The sequence below is a fragment of the Halorhodospira sp. 9628 genome (assembly GCF_022228075.1).
Lineage (GTDB): Bacteria > Pseudomonadota > Gammaproteobacteria > Nitrococcales > Halorhodospiraceae > Halorhodospira > Halorhodospira halophila_A.
Map to the genome: position 1 here is coordinate 1 of NZ_JAJNRF010000016.1, position 20925 is coordinate 20925.

Here is a 20925-nt window from a genome sequence, read left to right on the forward strand (position 1 = left end):
CACCGAAAAACCCCCGTCTCCTCAATGGAGCCGGGGGTTTTTTTATAGGGTCTTCGGTATAAGGGTACGGTATACCACGCCGGCAAGGTTGGGACGGGGTACCGAGGCCGTGCAACACCTGGATCAGAACACAGAGACCCGGCTCCTGCGCACACTGAGCGACGGGCGCTTCGCCTCCGGGACAGCGCTCGGCGAGGCGCTCGGTATCGGACGGGCCGGCGTGGCCCGGGCCGTGGCGCGCCTGCGTCAGGCTGGACTGCGCATCGACGCCGTACGTGGCCGCGGCTACCGCATCCCCGGCGGTTATGACCCGCTCGACGCGGTACGGGCGCGACAGGCCTGGGTGGCCGCCGGCGGCCCCGACCCGTCGCGTTTCGAGTGCCTCTACCGCCCCGCATCCACCAACGAGCACGCCTTGCAGACCGCTGAGCGGGGCACCGGGGTCGTCTTCGCTGAGGGGCAGTGTGCCGGGCGCGGGCGGCTGGGGCGGGCCTGGGTGTCTCCGCTCGGCAACATCTATCTCTCAGTGGTCCACGACTTTGCGACGGTCCCCGAGCCGCCGGCCCCCCTGGCCTTGGGCGTGGCGGTGTCGCTTGCTGAGGGGCTCCGCCCCCTGGGGGTGCCGGTTCAGGTGAAGTGGCCCAACGACCTGCTCGTCGCCGGCCGCAAGATCGGCGGCATTCTCACCGAACTGCGTGGTGACCCTCTGGGCCCCTGTCGGGTGGTGATCGGGGTCGGGCTCAACCGCTATGTGCCGGCGGCCACCGATCACCGGGGGCTGTCGCCCGGCGCAATCACCGACGCGCAGGTGCCGGGCACCGAACGCTCGACACTGGCCGGCTCGGTGGCGGCGTGGGTGGCCGTTGGCGCGCGGCGCTTCGAGCGCGACGGCCTGGCCCCGCTGCTCGTCGGATGGGAGGCAGTGGATGCCCTTGCCGGCCGGACCGTGCACCTAGAGGGCAGCGGACGCACGACCAGCGGCGTGGCCCGGGGGATTGATGAGCACGGTCGGTTGCGTGTGGAGACCGAGCGCGGCCTGGCCTGTTTCGCCAGCGGCGAGGCGCACCTGCACCGGAGCGCATCATGAAGCTGCTCCTCGATCTCGGCAACAGTGCGGTCAAGTGGGCCGCGGTTCCGCCCGCTCCCGCCCCGTGGCGGACCGGACGGCTGGCCTATGCCGAAGCCTCCGGGCCCGAAGGCGTCGTCTCGGCGTTGCGGGATGGCCTTGGCGACGCCGCGGCGCCCGCACGCATTTGTGTCGCCAGCGTGCTCTCCCGCGCCTGGCAGCGTGAGCTCGACGCTGCGCTCCAGCGCGCTTGGCCCGTACCGGTCCACCACCTGGCCAGCACCGCGAGTGCGGCCGGCGTCATCAACGCCTACCACCGACCGGAGCAGCTCGGTGTCGACCGCTGGGCCGCGCTCATCGGCGCGCGGGCCAGAAGCCCCGGCGGGGCCTGCATCGTCGATATCGGCACCGCCATCACCGTCGATGGCCTCGACGCCGACGGGCGACACGTCGGCGGCGCCATCTACCCGGGTCTGCGCCTGCTCCACGAAGCGTTGGCCCGGGGCACTGCCCGATTGCCCGATCCCGGCCCGGCGGCCAGCCCGGAGCTGCCAGCGTGCTCCACCGCCGACGGGATCCGCGCCGGTATCGGTGTTGGCACCCCGGCCGCCGTCGCCGCTCTGGCCGAGGCGATTCTGGCCGCCTGCCCGGACGGCTCGCAACGGCTGCTCACCGGCGGCGGCGCCGACGAACTCGCTCCGGCGCTCGGGCCGGGCTGGTGTCACCGGCCCCACTTGGTGCTGGAGGGTCTGCTGCACTGGAGTACCCACGAGGCCCCGCGTTGATGTTCGCTCGCCGCTGGCTGCTGCCGGTTGCGCTGCTGCTGACGCTGCCTGGGCCGGCCCCGGCCTTGGAGCTTGTCCCGCGCGGAGAGAGCGAGGCGGGCTGCTACGCCACGCCGTGGACAGCGGACCGGCAGCGGGCCGTGCAGCTGGTGGCCAGCCTGCGCCAGCGCGGCTACATCGCCGGCAGCGAGGAGGGGGTCCACGAGAAGCAGGTCGGCTACCGGGTGGCCGCACCGCAGCGTTTGCGCCTGGATCGCGCCCGTGAGCGGATCCGGACCGCGGAGGGGGCGGGCTTCAGCGCCGCCCTGGCCCGTGGCGCCGACGGCCGGCCCACCGTCTCCTACGGCACCCACCGGAAGCGCGTCGAGGCCGATCGCCGTGCCGCGAATCTCGCCCGGGTCGGGATCGAGACCACCGTCGAGCCCGTCTACCGCACCCGTACCACGGCCCGCGTGGTCGTGCGCGCCCCCGCATCGCGCCTGTCGGTGGTCCGTTTCGGGACCTTGTGGCGCCCGGTGCATTGCGATGCGCTCCAATGGTGATTACGATGCTCCGGTGATTGGGCTGGCGTAGCTCAGTTGGTAGAGCGGCTGCCTTGTAAGCAGCGGGTCGCAGGTTCGAATCCTGTCGCCAGCTCCAGCGTTGACAGAATCCGGACGGATCTGCATAATTTCGCATCCTGTATCCGGAGGGGTACCCAAGCGGCCAACGGGGGCAGACTGTAAATCTGCTGGCTTAGCCTTCGGAGGTTCGAATCCTCCCCCCTCCACCAGACAGAAAAGCGGCGCCACGCCGGCGGGCGGGCAGCGGGTACGAACGACGGCGTTTGGGTTCTGCGGGTGTAGTTCAGTGGTAGAACCTCAGCCTTCCAAGCTGATGACGTGGGTTCGATTCCCATCACCCGCTCCAGGCAGTTGGCCGCCGCAGGCGGCATAGCCAGTTCAGCGGGCCCATATAGCTCAGCAGGTAGAGCACTTCCTTGGTAAGGAAGAGGTCACCGGTTCGAGTCCGGTTATGGGCTCCATTTTTCACGGCGCAACACGCAGACGCCCTGTCAAAACATCAGCGAACACGGGGAGAAGCCGTCCATGTCCAAGGAAAAGTTCGAGCGCAAGAAGCCGCACATCAACGTCGGCACCATCGGTCACGTGGACCATGGCAAGACGACGCTGACTGCGGCCCTGACCAAGGTGCTCGCCGAGGCTCACGGCGGTGACGCCCGTGCGTTCGATCAGATCGACAACGCGCCGGAGGAGCGTGCCCGCGGCATCACGATCGCCACCGCGCACGTGGAGTACGAGTCGGAGAGCCGCCACTACGCCCACGTCGACTGCCCGGGTCACGCCGACTACGTGAAGAACATGATCACCGGCGCGGCGCAGATGGACGGCTCGATCCTGGTGGTCTCCGCCGCCGACGGCCCGATGCCGCAGACGCGTGAGCACATCCTGCTCGCCCGTCAGGTCGGTGTCCCGGCGATCGTGGTCTTCCTGAACAAGGCCGACATGGTCGACGACGCCGAGCTGCTCGAGCTCGTCGAGATGGAGGTCCGCGAGCTGCTGAGCGACTACGACTTCGACGGTGACAACATCCCGGTGGTCACCGGCTCGGCACTGAAGGCGCTCGAGGGCGACGACTCGGAGATGGGGCGTCCGGCGATCATCAAGCTCGTCGAGGCCATGGACGAGCACATCCCGCAGCCGGAGCGTCCGGTTGACGGCGACTTCCTGATGCCGATCGAGGACGTCTTCTCCATCTCGGGTCGCGGCACGGTGGTCACCGGCCGGGTCGAGCGCGGTGTGATCAAGGTCGGTGAAGAGGTCGAGATCGTCGGCATCACCGAGACGCGCAAGACGACCTGCACCGGCGTCGAGATGTTCCGCAAGCTGCTCGACCAGGGCGAGGCGGGTGACAACATCGGTGCGCTGCTGCGCGGGATCAAGCGCGACGACGTCGAGCGTGGCCAGGTGCTGTGCAAGCCGAAGTCGATCACGCCGCACACGCACTTCGAGGCCGAGGTGTACGTCCTGAGCAAGGACGAGGGTGGCCGGCACACGCCGTTTTTCAACGGCTACCGTCCGCAGTTCTACTTCCGGACGACGGACGTCACGGGTACGGTGACGCTGCCGGAGGGCACCGAGATGGTGATGCCGGGCGATAACGTCAAGATGACGGTTCAGCTGATCGCCCCGATCGCCATGGAGGACGGCCTGCGCTTCGCGATCCGCGAGGGCGGCCGCACCGTCGGCGCCGGCGTCGTCTCCAAGATCATCGACTGATCTTGCCAGACCGGGGGTGTGGGTGGTATAACTCCGCACCCTCAGGTCATCAAACACCAGGCCAGTAGCTCAATTGGCAGAGCAGCGGTCTCCAAAACCGCAGGTTGGGGGTTCGAGTCCCTCCTGGCCTGCCAACTTCACGACGCGGTCCGGCGGGCACGGCTCGCCGGACCGCTTCGGTAGCAGGGTCCATGAAGTCAAAGGCAGAGACTGCGAAATCCCCGCTTGACGTCGTTAAGTGGGTCGTAGCCATCGCTCTCGCGCTCGGGGCCGTGGCCGGGTTCTACGTCTTCGGTGACGAGCCCCTCCTCTATCGGGTCGCCGGCCTGCTGGCCGTCGTCGGCGTATCCGTCGCCATCCTTGCCACCACCGCGCAGGGGCGGAACGTCTGGTCGTTCGCCCAGGGGGCCAAGCAGGAGGTGCGCAAGGTCGTCTGGCCTACCCGGCAGGAGACCCTGCAGACCACGCTGATTGTCGCCGCGGTGGTGATCATCGTGGCGATCTTCCTCTGGCTGATGGACCTGCTCCTGCTTTGGCTGGTCGGCATGATCACCGGCCACGGAGGCTGATCCATGGCACTGCGCTGGTATGTAATCCACGCCTACTCGGGCTTTGAAAAGCAGGTCCAGCGTTCCCTCCAGGAGCGCATACGGCGCGCGGGCATGGAGGACAAGTTCGGTGAGATCCTCGTGCCCACCGAGGAAGTCGTCGAGATGCGCGAGGGGCAGAAGCGCAAGAGTGAGCGCAAGTTCTTCCCGGGCTACGTCCTCGTGCAAATGGAGCTCGACGACGACACCTGGCACCTGGTTAAAGAGGTGCCTCGGGTCATGGGCTTTATTGGCGGGCGGCCCGATCGCCCCGCGCCCATCTCCGACCGCGAGGCCGAGCAGATCCTTAGCCGGGTCCGGGAGGGCGCGGAGAAGCCTCGCCCCAAGGTTCTTTTCGAGGTCGGCGAGATCGTGCGGGTCACCGACGGTCCCTTCACCGACTTCAACGGCGCCGTGGAAGAGGTCAACTACGAGAAGAGCCGCCTGCGTGTTGCGGTGCTGATCTTCGGCCGCTCCACGCCCGTCGAGCTCGAGTTTAGCCAAGTCGAGAAAACGTAACCGCGACGCGCCGACCGGCGCGTCTCACCCCACGGGGAGCCCTCACCCGGCGTTCGCACCCGTGACAGGAGCACGCAAGCATGGCGAAGAAGATCGAAGCTTATATCAAGCTGCAGGTCCCTGCCGGGCAGGCCAACCCGAGCCCGCCGGTGGGTCCCGCTCTCGGTCAGCACGGCCTGAACATCATGGAGTTCTGCAAGGCGTTCAACGCCCAGACCCAGGAGATGGAGGCCGGCCTGCCGATCCCGGTGGTGATCACGGTCTACTCCGATCGCAGCTTTACCTTTGTTACCAAGACCCCGCCGGCCGCGATCCTGCTGCTCAAGGCCATTGGCGCCAAGGGCGGCTCGGGCACGCCGAACACCAAGAAGGTCGGCACCGTCCAGCGCGATCAGCTCGAGGAGATCGCCCGGACCAAGTGGCCGGACCTGAACGCCTCCGACATGGACGCGGCGGTGCGCTCCATCGCCGGTACCGCGCGGAGCATGGGCATCGACGTGGAGGGGGTCTAAGCCATGGCCAAGCTGACCAAGCGGCAGAAGCAGATTCGCGAGCGCGTGGACCGCAACCAAGCCTATCCGGTGGACGAGGCGCTGGCTCTGGTGAAGGAGCTGGCCACGGCGCGCTTCCCCGAGAGCATCGACGTTGCGGTTAACCTCGGCGTCGATCCTCGCAAGTCGGATCAGATCGTCCGCGGCTCCACGGTGCTGCCCAACGGTACCGGTAAGTCGATGCGCGTGGCCGTCTTCGCCCAGGGCGAGAACGCCGACGCCGCGCAGGCCGAGGGTGCCGACGCCGTCGGCATGGACGACTTGGCCGAGCGCATGCAGGGCGGCGAGCTCGACTACGACGTGGTGATCGCCTCGCCGGACGCCATGGGGGTGGTCGGCAAGCTCGGTCCGGTCCTCGGCCCGCGCGGGCTGATGCCCAACCCGAAGACCGGCACCGTCTCCGCCGACGTCGCAGGCGCCGTGCGCAACGCCAAGGCCGGGCAGGTGCGCTACCGCACCGATCGGGGGGGCGTGATCCACTCCGCGATCGGGCGCGCCAACTTCGACAACCAGGCCCTGCGCGAGAACTTGGACGCGCTGCTGGCCGACCTGAACAAGCTCAAGCCGAGCACCTCCAAGGGTGTCTACATCAAGCAGGTCACCGTGTCCTCGACCATGGGCGCCGGTGTCCGCGTCGATAAGGGCACCCTCGGAGTGTGATCCGGAACCTTGGCGGGCCGTGCTGCGGCCCGCCGGACCTGGCCGGCACGGAGGCCGGCCCGGCTGTCTGACAGCGACAGCCGTCCGAGACCGCCGGTGCCCTGCGGGGCTTAAAGGGGAGACCCGCCTGCGTAGACGGTGGCGCAAGCGAGGAGCCTGCACTTCGCCACCGTGAAGCCGACTCGAGAGAGTCGATTCGCGTATCCCAACCACGGGGTGCGCACCATCGGCTCCCGGGAGGCGACTTCCGAGGAGATCAACCTTCCCAGGAGACAGACGATGGGACTGAGTCTGGAGCAGAAAAAGGCGATGGTGCAGGAGGTGGCTGCGGTGGCCCAAGAGGCCCTGACCGCGGTCTCCGCCGAGTACCGGGGCCTGACTGCCGGGGAGATGGACGAGCTGCGCGCCCAGGCGCGTGAGCAGGGCGTCTACCTCCGCGTGGTCAAGAACACCCTGGCCCGGCGGGCAGTGGCCGGCACCGACTTTGAATGCATGACCGAGGGCTTCTACGGGCCGCTCCTGCTGGCGTTCTCGCAGGACGACCCGGGTGCGGCGGCGCGTCTGGTGCGCGACTACCGCAAGAAGAACGAGGCGCTGGTCGTGCGCAACGTGGCGTTCGGCGGCACGCTGTACGGTGCCGAGCACCTCGAGCGGCTGGCCAGCCTGCCGACCCGCGATGAGGCCCTGTCGAAGCTCATGGCGACCATGCGTGCCCCGGTCCAGAAGCTCGCCACCACCACCAACGAGGTGCCGGGCAAGCTGGTGCGGACCCTGGCCGCCGTGCGCGACGCCAAGCAGGCTGCCTGACCTGGCCATACGCCACCGGACCCGCAGGGGTCCACTCGCTGATTACTGAATAGGAGAGACACAGATGGCCGCTTCGAAAGACGAGATCCTTGAGTCCATTGCCAACATGAGCGTCATGGAGGTCGTGGAGCTCATCGAGGCGATGGAAGAGAAGTTCGGCGTCACCGCGGCCGCGGCCGTGGCCGCTGCGCCCGCTGCCGGCGGTGGTGGCGGCGACGAGGGCGCCGCCGCCGAGGAGCAGACCGAGTTCGACGTGATCCTCAGCTCCCACGGCGACAACAAGGTCGGCGTCATCAAGGCCGTGCGCGGCGTGACCGGCCTGGGCCTGAAGGAGGCGAAGGAGGTCGTCGAGGGCTGCCCCGCGCCGATCAAGGAAGGCGCCTCCAAGGAAGAGGCCGACGACATCAAGGCCAAGCTGGAAGAGGCGGGGGCGAGCGTCGAGCTCAAGTGAGCTGGACCGAGCAACCGTCCAAGCGGATGTAAGCGCGGGCTGGCGGCCGGGAGGCCGCCGGCCTTCGCCTGTTGATACTGCATCACCGAATAACGCAGAGACCCTTCGGGGCGCCTGACAAGGCAACGTTACGCCCGGAGCGGTCCCTTTGGCAACGCTGTCCGCGGGAATCCGCGGTCTGGTTCGAGAAGCTGCTCAAGCGCTGAGGAAGCCCGATGGCCTATTCGTTCACCGAGAAGAAGCGCATCCGCAAGGACTTCGGGAAGCTCCCGAATATCCTCGATGTCCCCTACCTGCTGGCGACCCAGGTCGACTCGTACCGGCAGTTCCTGCAGGACGAGGTCAGCGAAGACGAGCGCGACACCGAGGTAGGCCTCGAGGGCGCGTTCCGGTCGGTCTTCCCGATCCAGAGCCACTCCGGGAACGCCGAACTGCAGTACGTCTCGTACCGCATCGGCGACCCGCCGTTCGACGTCAAGGAGTGCCAGAGCCGTGGGCTGACCTACGCCGCGCCGCTGCGCATGCTGGTGCGTCTGGCGCTCTATGACAAGGAGGGCGGCGGCGTCAAGGACATCAAGGAGCAGGAGGTCTACATGGGCGAGATGCCCCTGATGACCTCCACCGGCACCTTCGTGGTCAACGGCACCGAGCGCGTGATTGTCAACCAGCTCCACCGCTCGCCGGGTGTCTTCTTCGACCACGACAAGGGCAAGAGCCACTCCTCCGGCAAGCTGCTCTTCTCGGCGCGCGTCATCCCGTACCGCGGCTCTTGGCTCGACTTCGAGTTCGACCCCAAGGACACGATCTACGTGCGCATCGACCGCCGGCGAAAGCTGCCGGCGACGATCCTGCTGCGTGCCCTCGGCTACACGCCCGAGGAGATGCTCTACGCCTTCTTCGATACCGACCGCTTCCACCTGGGCAGCGGCAACAAGGTCGTGCTCGATCTGGTGCCTGAGCGCCTGCGCGGCGAGACCGCCAGCTTCGATATCGTCGCCGGCGGCGAGACCATCGTCGAGTCGGGCCGGCGGGTCACTGCGCGGCACGTCAAGCAGCTGCAGAAGTCCGGCGTCGAGCAGCTCGAGGTGCCCGAGGACTACCTCACCGGCAAGATCCTCGCCCACGACGTCGTCGACCCGGCCACCGGCGAGCTCCTCGCCGAGGCCAACGCTACGCTGACGCCGGAGATCACCCAGTCGTTCTTCGACGCCGGCATCCGCGAGATCGAGACGCTGTTCGTCAACGACCTCGACCGCGGCCCGTACATGTCCACCACCCTGGCTGCCGACGCCACCCGCAGCCAGATGGAGGCGCTGGTCGAGATCTACCGCATGATGCGTCCCGGCGAGCCGCCGACCAAGGACGCCGCGGAGAACCTCTTCCACACCCTGTTCTTCACCAGCGACCGCTACGATCTGTCGCCGGTGGGGCGGATGAAGTTCAACCTGCGCGTCGGCCGCGACGAGGTCCGTGGCCCGGGCATCCTCTTCGACGGCAAGTACTTCGCGGGCCTCGGCAACGAGGACAAGGACGCCGCTGACCTGCTCGAGCGTTACGGCGAGAGCTCCGATATCCTCGACGTGCTCCGCGAGCTGATCGACATCCGCAACGGCAACGGCCAGGTCGACGACATCGACCACCTGGGCAACCGCCGCGTGCGCTCCGTCGGTGAGATGGCCGAGAATGTCTTCCGAGTCGGCTTGGTGCGCGTCGAGCGTGCCGTCAAGGAGCGCCTCTCCCTGGCTGAGAGCGAGGGGCTGATGCCCCAGGAGCTGATCAACGCGAAGCCGGTGGCCGCGGCCATCAAGGAGTTCTTCGGCTCCTCGCAGCTGTCGCAGTTCATGGACCAGAACAACCCGCTCTCCGAGGTGACCCACAAACGGCGCATCTCGGCACTGGGCCCCGGCGGCCTGACCCGCGAGCGGGCGGGCTTCGAGGTCCGTGACGTGCACCCGACCCACTACGGTCGCGTCTGCCCGATCGAGACGCCGGAGGGGCCGAACATCGGCCTGATCAACTCGCTGGCCGTCTACGCCCAGGCCAACCGCTACGGCTTTCTCGAGACCGCCTACCGCAAGGTCGTCGACGGTCAGGTCACCGATCAGGTGGAGTACCTCTCGGCGATCGAGGAGTCGCGCTACGTCATCGCGCAGGCCAACGCCCGCGTGGACGAGAACGGCCACCTTGCCGACGACCTGATCTCGTGCCGTCACCAGAACGAGTTCACCATGGCCACGGCGGACCGCGTCCAGTACATGGACGTCTCGCCGCGCCAGATCGTGTCGGTGGCCGCCTCGCTGGTGCCGTTCCTCGAGCACGACGACGCCAACCGCGCGCTGATGGGTGCGAACATGCAGCGCCAGGCCGTGCCGACGCTGCGTGCCGACAAGCCGCTGGTGGGCACCGGCATGGAGCGCACCGTCGCCCGTGACTCCGGCGTCATCGTCACCGCCGAGCGCGGCGGCGTCGTCGAGCAGGTCGACTCGAGCCGGATCGTCGTGCGCGTCGACGACGACGAGACCACCCCGGGCGAGCCGGGCGTCGACATCTACAGCCTGACCAAGTACACCCGTTCCAACCAGAACACCTGCTTCAGCCAGAAGCCGCTGGTACACGTCGGCGATCACGTCGCCCGGGGCGACGCCCTGGCGGACGGGCCGTCCACGGACATGGGCGAGCTGGCCCTGGGCCAGAACATGCTCGTCGCCTTCATGCCGTGGAATGGCTACAACTTCGAGGACTCGATCCTCATCTCCGAGAAGCTGGTCAAGGAGGATCGCTACACCTCCGTCCACATCGAGGAGCTGACCTGCGTCGCCCGGGACACCAAGCTCGGCAGTGAGGAGATCACCGCCGACATCCCCAACGTCTCCGAGTCGGCCCTCTCCCGCCTCGATGAGTCGGGCATCGTCTACATCGGTGCGGAGGTCAAGGCCGGTGACATCCTCGTCGGCAAGGTCACGCCCAAGGGCGAGACCCAGCTGACGCCGGAGGAGAAGCTGCTGCGGGCGATCTTCGGTGAGAAGGCCTCCGACGTGAAGGACACCTCGCTGCGTGTGCCCACCGGCATGGACGGCACCGTCATCGACGTCCAGGTCTTCACCCGCGACGGCGTCGAGAAGGACGAGCGCGCCCGCGCCATCGAGCGCGAGGAGATTGCCCGGGTGCGCAAGGACCTCGACGACGAGAAGCGCATCTTCGAGGACGACGCCTACGCCCGGCTCGAGAAGCTGCTCGTCGGCAAGGTTGCCGAGGGCGGTCCCAAGGGGCTGGGCAGCGGCGCCGAGGTCACCGAGGCGTATCTGCAGGACCTGCCGCGTGAGCGCTGGTTCGAGATCCGCATGCGCGACGAGGAGGTCAACCAGCAGCTCGAGGCCGTGCGCCACCAGCTGGAGACCCAGAACGACCGCTTCGAGCGTCGCTTCCAGGAGAAGAAGGAGAAGATCACGGCCGGTGACGACCTCTCTCCGGGCGTGCTCAAGACCGTCAAGGTCCATCTGGCCGTCAAGCGCCGCCTGCAGCCCGGCGACAAGTTCGCCGGCCGCCACGGCAACAAGGGCGTGATCTCCATGATCGTCCCCGAAGAGGACATGCCCTTCATGGACGACGGCACGCCGGTGGAGGTCGTCCTGTCGCCGCTCGGTGTCCCGTCGCGGATGAACGTCGGGCAGGTGCTCGAGACCCACCTCGGTTGGGCGGCACGTGGGCTCGGCCACCAGATCGGGCAGATGCTCGAGCAGCAGGCCCAGGCCGAGGAGCTGCGCGGCTACCTCTCCGAGATCTACAACGCCTCCGGGCGCAAGGAGGAACTCGAGACGCTCACGGAGGCCGAACTCCATGAGCTCTGCCGCAACCTGAGCGGCGGCGTGCCCGTGGCCTCGCCGGTGTTCGACGGCGCCAACGAGGCGGAGATCAAGCGCTGGCTGAAGCTCGCCGGCCTGCCCGAGTCGGGTCAGACCACGCTCTACGACGGGCGCACCGGCGATGCCTTCGACCGGCCGGTGACGGTGGGCTACATGTACATGCTCAAGCTCAACCACCTGGTCGACGACAAGGTTCACGCCCGCGCCACCGGGCCGTACTCGCTGGTCACCCAGCAGCCGCTGGGCGGCAAGGCGCAGTTCGGTGGTCAGCGCTTCGGCGAGATGGAGGTCTGGGCCCTGGAGGCTTACGGTGCGGCGTACACCCTGCAGGAGATGCTCACCGTCAAGTCCGACGACGTCAGTGGCCGGACCAAGATGTACAAGAACATCGTCGACGGGGACCACCGCATGGAGGCCGGTATGCCGGAGTCGTTTAACGTCCTGGTCAAGGAGATCCGTTCCCTGGGCATCAACATCGAACTGGAGAGGGACGACTGACAGCGGCGCTCAGCGCCGGGCGTGCGGCGGCCGCGGTGACGGTGACCTTCGGGGGCCGTGGCCGGACGTCGCCTGAGCGCTGGCGTACCGATTCAGATGCCCGGGGCCGATGCCCCGGGGTCCGAGCCGCCGGGCTAGCGGCGGCGACCTGAGATCAACGCGCGAGCGGGCAGCAGACATGAGAGATCTTCTCAACCTTTTCAAGCAGCCGGGTGCTCAGCTGGAGGACTTCGACGCGATCCGTATCGGGCTGGCATCGCCCGAGATGATCCGTTCCTGGTCCTACGGCGAGGTCAAGAAGCCGGAGACCATCAACTACCGCACCTTCAAGCCGGAGCGCGACGGGCTCTTCTGCGCCAAGATCTTCGGCCCGGTGAAGGACTACGAGTGCCTGTGCGGCAAGTACAAGCGGCTCAAGCACCGGGGCGTGGTCTGCGAGAAGTGCGGTGTCGAGGTGACCGTCGCCAAGGTGCGCCGCGAGCGCATGGGCCATATCGACCTGGCCAGTCCGGTGGCCCACATCTGGTTCCTCAAGAGCCTGCCGTCGCGCATCGGCCTGCTGCTGGACATGACCCTGCGCGACGTCGAGCGGGTGCTCTACTTCGAGGCGTACATCGTCATTGAGCCCGGCATGACCCCGCTCGAGCAGGGGCAGTTGCTGACCGACGAGCAGTACCTCGAGGCCGTCGAGGAGCACGGCGACGAGTTCGACGCCCGCATGGGTGCCGAGGCGGTGCTCGAGATCCTCAAGGGCATGGACCTGGAGGCCGAGGCGCGCCGGCTGCGTGACGACATCGAGGCCACCGGTTCCGAGTCCAAGATCAAGCGCCTGTCCAAGCGGCTCAAGCTGCTCGAGGCGTTCCTCGAGTCCGGCAACAAGCCCGAGTGGCTGATCATGACCGTCCTGCCGGTCCTGCCGCCGGACCTGCGCCCGCTGGTGCCGCTCGACGGCGGTCGCTTCGCCACCTCGGATCTCAACGATCTGTACCGGCGGGTGATCAACCGCAACAACCGCCTCAAGCGGCTGTTGGAGCTGGCCGCACCGGACATCATCGTGCGCAACGAGAAGCGCATGCTCCAGGAGTCCGTCGACGCCCTGCTCGACAACGGCCGCCGCGGCCGGGCGATCACCGGCACCAACAAGCGCCCGCTCAAGTCCCTGGCCGACATGATCAAGGGCAAGCAGGGGCGCTTCCGGCAGAACCTGCTGGGCAAGCGCGTCGACTACTCCGGCCGTTCCGTGATCGTGGTCGGCCCGACGCTGCGCCTGCACCAGTGTGGCCTGCCCAAGCGCATGGCGCTGGAGCTGTTCAAGCCGTTCATCTTCTCCAAGCTGCAGCGCCGCGGCCTGGCCACCACCATCAAGGCGGCCAAGAAGATGGTCGAGCGTGAGACCGGCGAGGTCTGGGACATCCTCGACGAGGTCATCCGCGAGCATCCGGTGCTGCTCAACCGCGCACCGACGCTCCACCGCCTCGGCATCCAGGCCTTCGAGCCGGTGCTCATCGAGGGCAAGGCCATCCAGCTCCACCCGCTGGTGTGCACCGCCTACAACGCCGACTTCGACGGCGACCAGATGGCGGTGCACGTGCCGCTGTCGCTCGAGGCGCAGCTCGAGTCGCGGGCGATGATGATGTCCACCAACAACATCCTCTCGCCGGCCTCGGGGGAGCCGATCATCGTCCCCTCCCAGGACGTGGTGCTGGGCATCTACTACATGACCCGCGAGCGCGTGAACGCCCGCGGTGAGGGGATGCGGCTGTCCGGTGTCGAAGAGGTCCACCGCGCCTACCAGACCGGCGCCGCCGAACTCGGTGCGCGGATCGAGGTGCGTGTCCGCGAGCGCGTCTTCGACGACACCGGTGAGCTGGTCGAGCGCGTTCAACGCCGGCAGACCACCATCGGGCGTGCCCTGCTGTTCGACATCGTCCCTGACGGCCTGCCCTTCGAGGCCGTCGACCGCGAGCTCGACAAGAAGGGCATCTCCGGGCTGGTTAACGCTTGCTACCGCCGCGTCGGCCTCAAGGGCACTGTCATCTTCGCCGACCAGCTGATGTACACAGGCTTCTTCTACTCCACCAAGGCCGGCGTCTCCATCGGCGTTGACGACATGGAGGTGCCTACGGACAAGGAGGAGGCCCTGCGCTCGGCCGAGGAGGAGGTCCGCGAGATCGAGGACCAGTACGCCTCCGGGCTCGTTACCAGCGGCGAGCGTTACAACAAGGTCGTCGACATCTGGGCGCACACCAACGACCAGGTCGCCGGCGCCATGATGGAGAAGATGGGCAAGGAGACGGTCATCGATGCCGAGGGCAACGAGACCGAGCAGAAGTCCCTGAACTCCATCTTCATCATGGCGGACTCCGGTGCCCGTGGCTCGGCCGCGCAGATCCGCCAGCTCGCCGGCATGCGCGGCCTGATGGCCAAACCCGACGGTTCGATCATCGAGACGCCGATCACGGCCAACTTCCGCGAGGGCCTCAACGTCCTGCAGTACTTCATCTCCACCCACGGCGCCCGGAAGGGCCTGGCCGATACGGCGCTCAAGACGGCCAACTCCGGCTACCTGACCCGCCGCCTGGTGGACGTCTCGCAGGACCTGGTGGTCACCGAGGAAGACTGCGGCACCACCGATGGCCTCGTGCAGACCCCGATCATCGAGGGCGGGGACGTCGTCGAGACCCTCGCCGAGCGGGTGCTCGGCCGCGTCGTGGCCGAGGACGTGGCGGTGCCCGGCAGCACCGAGATCGCCGTCGAGGCCGGCACGTTGCTCGACGAGGACTGGGTCGAGCGCCTTGAGCGGATGGGTGTGGACGAGATCAAGGTCCGCTCTGCGGTCACCTGCGAGACCCGCCACGGCGTCTGCGCCAAGTGCTACGGCCGTGACCTGGCCCGTGGCCATGGCGTCAACATCGGCGAGGCCGTCGGCGTCATCGCCGCGCAGTCCATCGGCGAGCCTGGCACGCAGCTGACCATGCGCACCTTCCACATCGGCGGTGCCGCCTCGCGGGCGGCCGCCGTCTCCCAGGTGGAGGTGCGCAATACCGGCAAGGCGCGGCTGCACAACATCAAGACCGTGCAGCACCACTCCGGCAGCTATGTGGCCGTCTCTCGCTCCGGTGAGCTCACCGTCATGGACGAGTACGGCCGCGAGCGCGAGCGCTACAAGATCCCCTACGGCGCCGTGCTGAGCGTCGGCGACGAGGATCCCGTCGAGGCCGGCCAGGTGGTGGCCAACTGGGACCCCCACACCCACCCGATCGTCACCGAGGTGGACGGGTACGTCCGCTTCCACGACTTCGTCGAGGGGGTCACCGTGCAGCGTGAGGTCGACGAGGTCACCGGCCTGTCGAGCCTCGTGGTCACCGATCCGAAGAGTCGCGGGACCGGCGAGCACAAGCGCCAGGTCACCGACGCCAACGGCAAGGTCACCGAGGAGCGGGTCGCCTACAAGGACCTGCGCCCGATGATCAAGCTCGTCGACGGCGACGGCAACGACTTGAACATCGCCGGCACGCAGATCCCGGCCCACTACTACCTGCCGGCTGGTGCCATTGTCTCGCTGGAGGACAACGCCGAAGTCCGCGTGGGTGACGCCCTGGCGCGCATCCCGCAGGAGGCGTCCAAGACCCGTGACATCACCGGCGGTCTGCCGCGGGTGGCCGACCTGTTCGAGGCGCGTAAGCCCAAGGAGCCGGCGATCCTCGCCGAGGCCTCCGGCACCGTCGGCTTCGGCAAGGAGACCAAGGGCAAGCAGCGGCTGATCATCACCAAGGCCGACGGCGAGACCCACGAGGAGCTCATCCCCAAGTGGCGGAACGTCACCGTCTTCGAGGGCGAGCACGTGGAGAAGGGCGAGACCATCGCCGATGGCGAGCCCAACCCCCACGACATCCTGCGGCTGCTCGGCGTGACCAAGCTTGCCGAGTACATCGTCCAGGAGATCCAGGACGTCTTCCGCCTCCAGGGCGTGGGCATCAACGACAAGCACATCGAGGTGATCGTCCGCCAGATGCTGCGCAAGACCATCGTCTCCGACCCGGGCGATTCGCTCTACCTCAAGGGCGAGCAGGTCGACCGGGCCAAGCTGCTCGAAGAGAACGAGCGGCTCGAGGCGCAGAGCAAGCAGCCGGCCCAATGGGAGCCGTCGCTGCTGGGCATCACCAAGGCGTCGCTGTCCACCGAGTCGTTCATCTCGGCGGCCTCCTTCCAGGAGACCACCCGGGTGCTCACCGAGGCGGCGACCCGCGGCATCCGAGACGACCTGCGTGGCCTGAAGGAGAACGTCATCGTCGGCCGGCTCATCCCGGCGGGCACCGGATTCGCCTACCACGCCGCGCGGCGCCAGGAGGCCCCCGGTCCGGTGGCGACGCCGGAGCAGCAGGCCGAGGAGGTCTTCGCCTCGCTCGGTCAGGGCGAAGGCGCGGATTCCGGTCCCTCCGGCGAGGAGGCCGGGCCCGAGGCCGAATAGCCCCGAGCAACCGCAACGCAAGCCGTGCGCCCCGGGGTGGTCCCGGGGCGTGTCATTGACAAGGGCGCGGGATCACCCTAGAATGCCGCGTCTTCGACAGGCCGGCCATCCGGCCTGTCGTTTTTGGGTCGGTACGGAGCGCAAAACCCTATGGCGACAGTGAACCAGTTGGTGCGCAAAGGTCGCACCAAGCGCACCGCGAAGAGCAGTGTGCCGGCGCTGGAGGCGAGCCCTCAGAAGCGCGGCGTATGCACTCGCGTCTACACCACCACGCCGAAGAAGCCGAACTCCGCGCTGCGGAAGGTGGCGCGTGTGCGTCTGACCAACGGTTACGAGGTGGCCTCCTACATCGGTGGTGAGGGTCACAACCTCCAGGAGCACTCGGTCGTCCTCATTCGTGGCGGGCGTGTCAAGGACCTGCCTGGTGTGCGCTACCACGTCGTCCGCGGTGCCGCGGATACGGCGGGTGTCGACAAGCGCCGGCAGGGTCGTTCCAAGTACGGCGCCAAGCGCCCGAAGAAGAAGTAACGGGACTCAGTCATGCCTAGGAGACGAGAAGTACCCAAGCGCAAGGTCCTGCCCGATCCCAAGTACGGGAGTGAGGTCCTGACCAAATTCGTCAACATGGTCATGAGCGACGGCAAGCGCTCGGTGGCCGAGCGAATCCTCTACGGGGCCTTGGAGCGCATCGGCGCCAAGCACGACGATCCGATCGAGGTCATGGAGACCGCGCTCGAGAACGTCAAGCCGCGGGTCGAGGTCAAGTCCCGGCGCGTCGGTGGCGCTACGTATCAGGTCCCGGTCGAGGTCCGCCCCGAGCGGCGCCAGACCCTCGCCATGCGCTGGCTGCTCGAGGCGGCCCGCAAGCGCGGCGAGAAGACCATGGCCGCGCGCATGGCCAACGAGATGCTTGAGGCGGCGGAGAGTCGCGGGACGGCCGTGAAAAAGCGTGAAGACACGCACCGCATGGCCGAGGCCAACAAGGCCTTCTCGCACTACCGCTGGTAAACGCAGAAACACGCTTCAAAACGGGGTATTCCACCGTGGCACGCAAGACACCCATCGAGCGCTATCGGAACATCGGCATCGCCGCTCACATCGATGCCGGCAAGACCACCACCACCGAGCGCATCCTGTTTTACACCGGTGTCTCGCACAAGATGGGTGAGACCCATGACGGTGCGGCGACCATGGACTGGATGTCCCAGGAACAGGAGCGTGGCATCACCATTACGTCCGCCGCGACCACCTGCTTCTGGCGCGGCATGGACCAGCAGTACCCCGAGACCCGGATCAACATCATCGACACCCCGGGTCACGTCGACTTCACCATCGAGGTGGAGCGCTCGCTGCGGGTGCTCGACGGCGCCGTCGCCGTGTTCTGTGCCGTCGGTGGCGTGGAGCCGCAGTCCGAGACGGTCTGGCGCCAGGCCAACAAGTACGGCGTGCCGCGCATGGCGTTCGTCAACAAGATGGACCGCGCTGGCGCCGACTTCTCGCGTGTGGTCAGCCAGATCCGCGAGCGGCTCGGTTCCCAGGCGGTGCCGATCCAGCTGCCCATCGGCGCCGAGGACCAGTTCGAGGGCATCATCGACCTGCTGCGCATGTCCGCCATCTACTGGGACCGCGACGAGCAGGGCATGACCTACTCCGAGCGGGAGATCCCGGAAGAGCTCAGGGCCGACGCCGAGGCCGCCCGCGAGGAGATGGTCGAGGCCGCCGCCGAGGCGGACGAAGAGCTGATGGACAAGTACCTCAACGAAGGGGAACTGTCCCACGACGACATCAAGCGTGGCTTGCGCCAGCGCACCCTGAACACCGAGATCGTGCTGTGCATGTGCGGCTCGGCGTTCAAGAACAAGGGCGTTCAGACGCTGCTCGACGCCGTCATCGAATTCCTGCCGGCGCCCAACGAGGTCCCGGCCATCGAGGGTGTGCTCGATGACGAAGAGACCGTGGTCACCCGCGAGTCCAGCGACGATCAGCCCTTCGCGGCGCTGGCGTTCAAGATCGCCAACGATCCGTACGTCGGCAACCTCACGTTCTTCCGCGTCTACTCCGGCGTGCTAAGCTCCGGCGACGCGGTCTTCAACCCGGTCAAGGGCAAGAAGGAGCGCATCGGCCGTCTGCTGCAGATGCACTCCAACCAGCGCGAGGAGATCAAGGAGGTCCGCGCCGGCGACATCGCCGCCGCTGTCGGCCTGAAGGATGTCACCACCGGTGACACCCTGTGCGATCCGAGCAACAAGGTCACGCTCGAGCGCATGGAGTTCCCCGAGCCGGTGATCGCCGTTGCCGTCGAGCCGAAGACGCGCAGTGATCAAGAGAAGATGGGCCAGGCCCTCGGCCGGCTGGCGCAGGAGGATCCGTCCTTCCGCGTGCGCACCGACGAGGAGTCCGGGCAGACCATCATCTCCGGCATGGGTGAGCTGCACCTGGATATCATCGTCGACCGCCTCAAGCGGGAGTTCAAGGTCGAGGCCAACGTCGGCGCGCCGCAGGTCGCCTACCGCGAGACCATCCGTAAGCAGGTCGAGCAGGAAGGCAAGTTCGTGCGCCAGTCCGGTGGCCGCGGCCAGTACGGTCACGTGCACATCCGCATGAAGCCGCAGGAGCGTGGCGACGGCTACAACTTCGAGAGCAAGATCGTCGGCGGCGTGGTGCCCAAGGAGTACGTGCCGTCGGTCGACCACGGCTGTCGCGAGGTCATGGAAGAGGGCGTGCTCGCCGGCTACCCGGTGGTCGACGTGGCCGTGGAGCTCTACGACGGCTCCTACCACGATGTCGACTCCTCGGAGATGGCGTTCAAGATCGCCGGCTCCATGGCCTTCCGCGAAGGGTTCATGAAGGCGGATCCGGTTCTGCTCGAGCCCGTGATGAAGGTCGAGGTGGTCACGCCGGAGGAGTACATGGGCGACGTGGTCGGTGACCTCAACCGTCGGCGTGGCACCGTGCAGAAGATGGAGGACATCCCCAACGGCAAGCAGATCCGTGCCCAGGTGCCGCTGAAGGAGATGTTCGGCTACGCGACGGACCTGCGCTCCAACACCCAGGGGCGTGCCTCCTACGTGATGGAGTTCGAGGAGTATCACGAGGCGCCGGCGAGCATCGCCGATGAAGTGATCAAGAAGGCGTCGTAAGCGTACGTCGCCGTTCAGTTTCAGACGAGAGACCGTACAAGATAAACGAGGTGTGGCGTGTCCAAGGAAAAGTTTGAGCGTAAGAAGCCGCACATCAACGTCGGCACCATCGGTCACGTGGACCATGGCAAGACGACGCTGACTGCGGCCCTGACCAAGGTCCTGGCGGAAGCTCACGGCGGCGACGCCCGCGCGTTCGATCAGATCGACAACGCGCCGGAGGAGCGTGCTCGCGGCATCACGATCGCCACCGCGCACGTGGAGTACGAGTCGGAGAGCCGCCACTACGCCCACGTCGACTGCCCGGGTCACGCCGACTACGTGAAGAACATGATCACCGGCGCGGCGCAGATGGACGGCTCGATCCTGGTGGTCTCCGCCGCCGACGGCCCGATGCCGCAGACGCGTGAGCACATCCTGCTCGCCCGTCAGGTCGGTGTCCCGGCGATCGTGGTCTTCCTGAACAAGGCCGACATGGTCGACGACGCCGAGCTGCTCGAGCTCGTCGAGATGGAGGTCCGCGAGCTGCTGAGCGACTACGACTTCGACGGTGACAACATCCCGGTGGTCACCGGCTCGGCACTGAAGGCGCTCGAGGGCGACGACTCGGAGATGGGGCGTCCGGCGATCATCAAGCTCGTCGAGGCCATGGACGAGCACATCCCGCAGCCGGAGCGTCCGGTTGACGGCGACTTCCTGATGCCGATCGAGGACGTCTTCTCCATCTCGGGTCGCGGCACGGTGGTCACCGGCCGGGTCGAGCGCGGTGTGATCAAGGTCGGTGAAGAGGTCGAGATCGTCGGCATCACCGAGACGCGCAAGACGACCTGCACCGGCGTCGAGATGTTCCGCAAGCTGCTCGACCAGGGCGAGGCGGGTGACAACATCGGTGCGCTGCTGCGCGGGATCAAGCGCGACGACGTCGAGCGTGGCCAGGTGCTGTGCAAGCCGAAGTCGATCACGCCGCACACGCACTTCGAGGCCGAGGTGTACGTCCTGAGCAAGGACGAGGGTGGCCGGCACACGCCGTTTTTCAACGGCTACCGTCCGCAGTTCTACTTCCGGACGACGGACGTCACGGGTACGGTGACGCTGCCGGAGGGCACCGAGATGGTGATGCCGGGCGATAACGTCAAGATGACGGTTCAGCTGATCGCCCCGATCGCCATGGAGGACGGCCTGCGCTTCGCGATCCGCGAGGGCGGCCGCACCGTCGGCGCCGGCGTCGTCTCCAAGATCATCGAGTAA

Annotated in this window: 16 protein-coding genes and 5 tRNA genes; all 21 read left to right on the forward strand. The window is 67.3% G+C overall.

Features of this window, described 5'->3' with window-relative positions:
- The first annotated feature begins 109 nt into the window (after window positions 1–109).
- The 21 genes from LRG10_RS12205 (at window position 110) to tuf (LRG10_RS12305) (ending at window position 20925) form a co-directional block, all read left to right on the forward strand.
- Complete coding sequence (locus LRG10_RS12205; protein WP_238635712.1) at window positions 110–1087, forward strand: biotin--[acetyl-CoA-carboxylase] ligase; 978 nt, start codon at window positions 110–112, stop codon at window positions 1085–1087.
- Window positions 1084–1851, forward strand: a complete 768-nt coding sequence (locus tag LRG10_RS12210) for a type III pantothenate kinase (RefSeq protein WP_201169260.1) — start codon at window positions 1084–1086, stop codon at window positions 1849–1851. The genes LRG10_RS12205 and LRG10_RS12210 overlap by 4 nt, the downstream gene beginning before the upstream one ends.
- Window positions 1851–2393, forward strand: coding sequence for a hypothetical protein (locus tag LRG10_RS12215; protein ID WP_201169257.1), 543 nt, complete (start codon window positions 1851–1853; stop codon window positions 2391–2393). The genes LRG10_RS12210 and LRG10_RS12215 overlap by 1 nt, the downstream gene beginning before the upstream one ends.
- Before the next feature lie 21 nt (window positions 2394–2414).
- A tRNA-Thr gene (locus tag LRG10_RS12220) sits at window positions 2415–2490 on the forward strand.
- Between the two features lie 48 nt (window positions 2491–2538).
- Window positions 2539–2623: transfer RNA gene (locus LRG10_RS12225), tRNA-Tyr, on the forward strand.
- 63 nt (window positions 2624–2686) lie between these two features.
- Window positions 2687–2760, forward strand: a tRNA-Gly gene (locus LRG10_RS12230).
- Between the two features lie 39 nt (window positions 2761–2799).
- Window positions 2800–2875 (forward strand) — tRNA-Thr (locus LRG10_RS12235).
- Between the two features lie 64 nt (window positions 2876–2939).
- Window positions 2940–4130 (forward strand): elongation factor Tu, encoded by a 1191-nt coding sequence (tuf, locus tag LRG10_RS12240; RefSeq protein WP_238635713.1) that lies wholly within the window; start codon window positions 2940–2942, stop codon window positions 4128–4130.
- A gap of 58 nt (window positions 4131–4188) precedes the next feature.
- Window positions 4189–4264 (forward strand) — tRNA-Trp (locus LRG10_RS12245).
- A gap of 57 nt (window positions 4265–4321) precedes the next feature.
- Window positions 4322–4699, forward strand: coding sequence for a preprotein translocase subunit SecE (gene secE, locus LRG10_RS12250; protein WP_201169253.1), 378 nt, complete (start codon window positions 4322–4324; stop codon window positions 4697–4699).
- A 3-nt stretch (window positions 4700–4702) separates the two neighbouring features.
- On the forward strand, window positions 4703–5236 hold the full coding sequence (gene nusG / locus LRG10_RS12255) for a transcription termination/antitermination protein NusG (protein ID WP_011813669.1): 534 nt from the start codon (window positions 4703–4705) through the stop codon (window positions 5234–5236).
- A gap of 80 nt (window positions 5237–5316) precedes the next feature.
- Complete coding sequence (gene rplK / locus LRG10_RS12260) at window positions 5317–5748, forward strand: 50S ribosomal protein L11 (RefSeq protein WP_201169251.1); 432 nt, start codon at window positions 5317–5319, stop codon at window positions 5746–5748.
- Window positions 5749–5751: 3 nt separating this feature from the next.
- Entirely contained in the window at window positions 5752–6447 is a 696-nt protein-coding gene (gene rplA / locus LRG10_RS12265) for a 50S ribosomal protein L1 (protein WP_201241646.1), read from the forward strand.
- Window positions 6448–6726: 279 nt separating this feature from the next.
- A complete protein-coding gene (rplJ, locus tag LRG10_RS12270; protein WP_201169249.1) occupies window positions 6727–7254 on the forward strand; it encodes a 50S ribosomal protein L10 in 528 nt (175 codons plus the stop codon).
- Between the two features lie 64 nt (window positions 7255–7318).
- Window positions 7319–7705 carry a 50S ribosomal protein L7/L12 gene (gene rplL, locus LRG10_RS12275; protein ID WP_201169248.1) on the forward strand — a complete coding sequence of 129 codons (387 nt, stop codon included), beginning with the start codon at window positions 7319–7321 and terminating at the stop codon, window positions 7703–7705.
- A gap of 215 nt (window positions 7706–7920) precedes the next feature.
- Window positions 7921–12066, forward strand: a complete 4146-nt coding sequence (gene rpoB / locus LRG10_RS12280; RefSeq protein WP_238634094.1) for a DNA-directed RNA polymerase subunit beta — start codon at window positions 7921–7923, stop codon at window positions 12064–12066.
- A 178-nt stretch (window positions 12067–12244) separates the two neighbouring features.
- A complete protein-coding gene (gene rpoC, locus LRG10_RS12285; protein ID WP_201241649.1) occupies window positions 12245–16537 on the forward strand; it encodes a DNA-directed RNA polymerase subunit beta' in 4293 nt (1430 codons plus the stop codon).
- A 150-nt stretch (window positions 16538–16687) separates the two neighbouring features.
- Window positions 16688–17065: a 30S ribosomal protein S12 gene (rpsL, locus tag LRG10_RS12290; RefSeq protein ID WP_201169243.1), complete on the forward strand. Its 378-nt coding sequence runs from the start codon at window positions 16688–16690 to the stop codon at window positions 17063–17065.
- A gap of 12 nt (window positions 17066–17077) precedes the next feature.
- Window positions 17078–17545: a 30S ribosomal protein S7 gene (gene rpsG / locus LRG10_RS12295; protein WP_201169241.1), complete on the forward strand. Its 468-nt coding sequence runs from the start codon at window positions 17078–17080 to the stop codon at window positions 17543–17545.
- A gap of 35 nt (window positions 17546–17580) precedes the next feature.
- Window positions 17581–19677, forward strand: a complete 2097-nt coding sequence (gene fusA / locus LRG10_RS12300; protein ID WP_201169238.1) for an elongation factor G — start codon at window positions 17581–17583, stop codon at window positions 19675–19677.
- A gap of 57 nt (window positions 19678–19734) precedes the next feature.
- Entirely contained in the window at window positions 19735–20925 is a 1191-nt protein-coding gene (gene tuf, locus LRG10_RS12305; RefSeq protein WP_201169237.1) for an elongation factor Tu, read from the forward strand.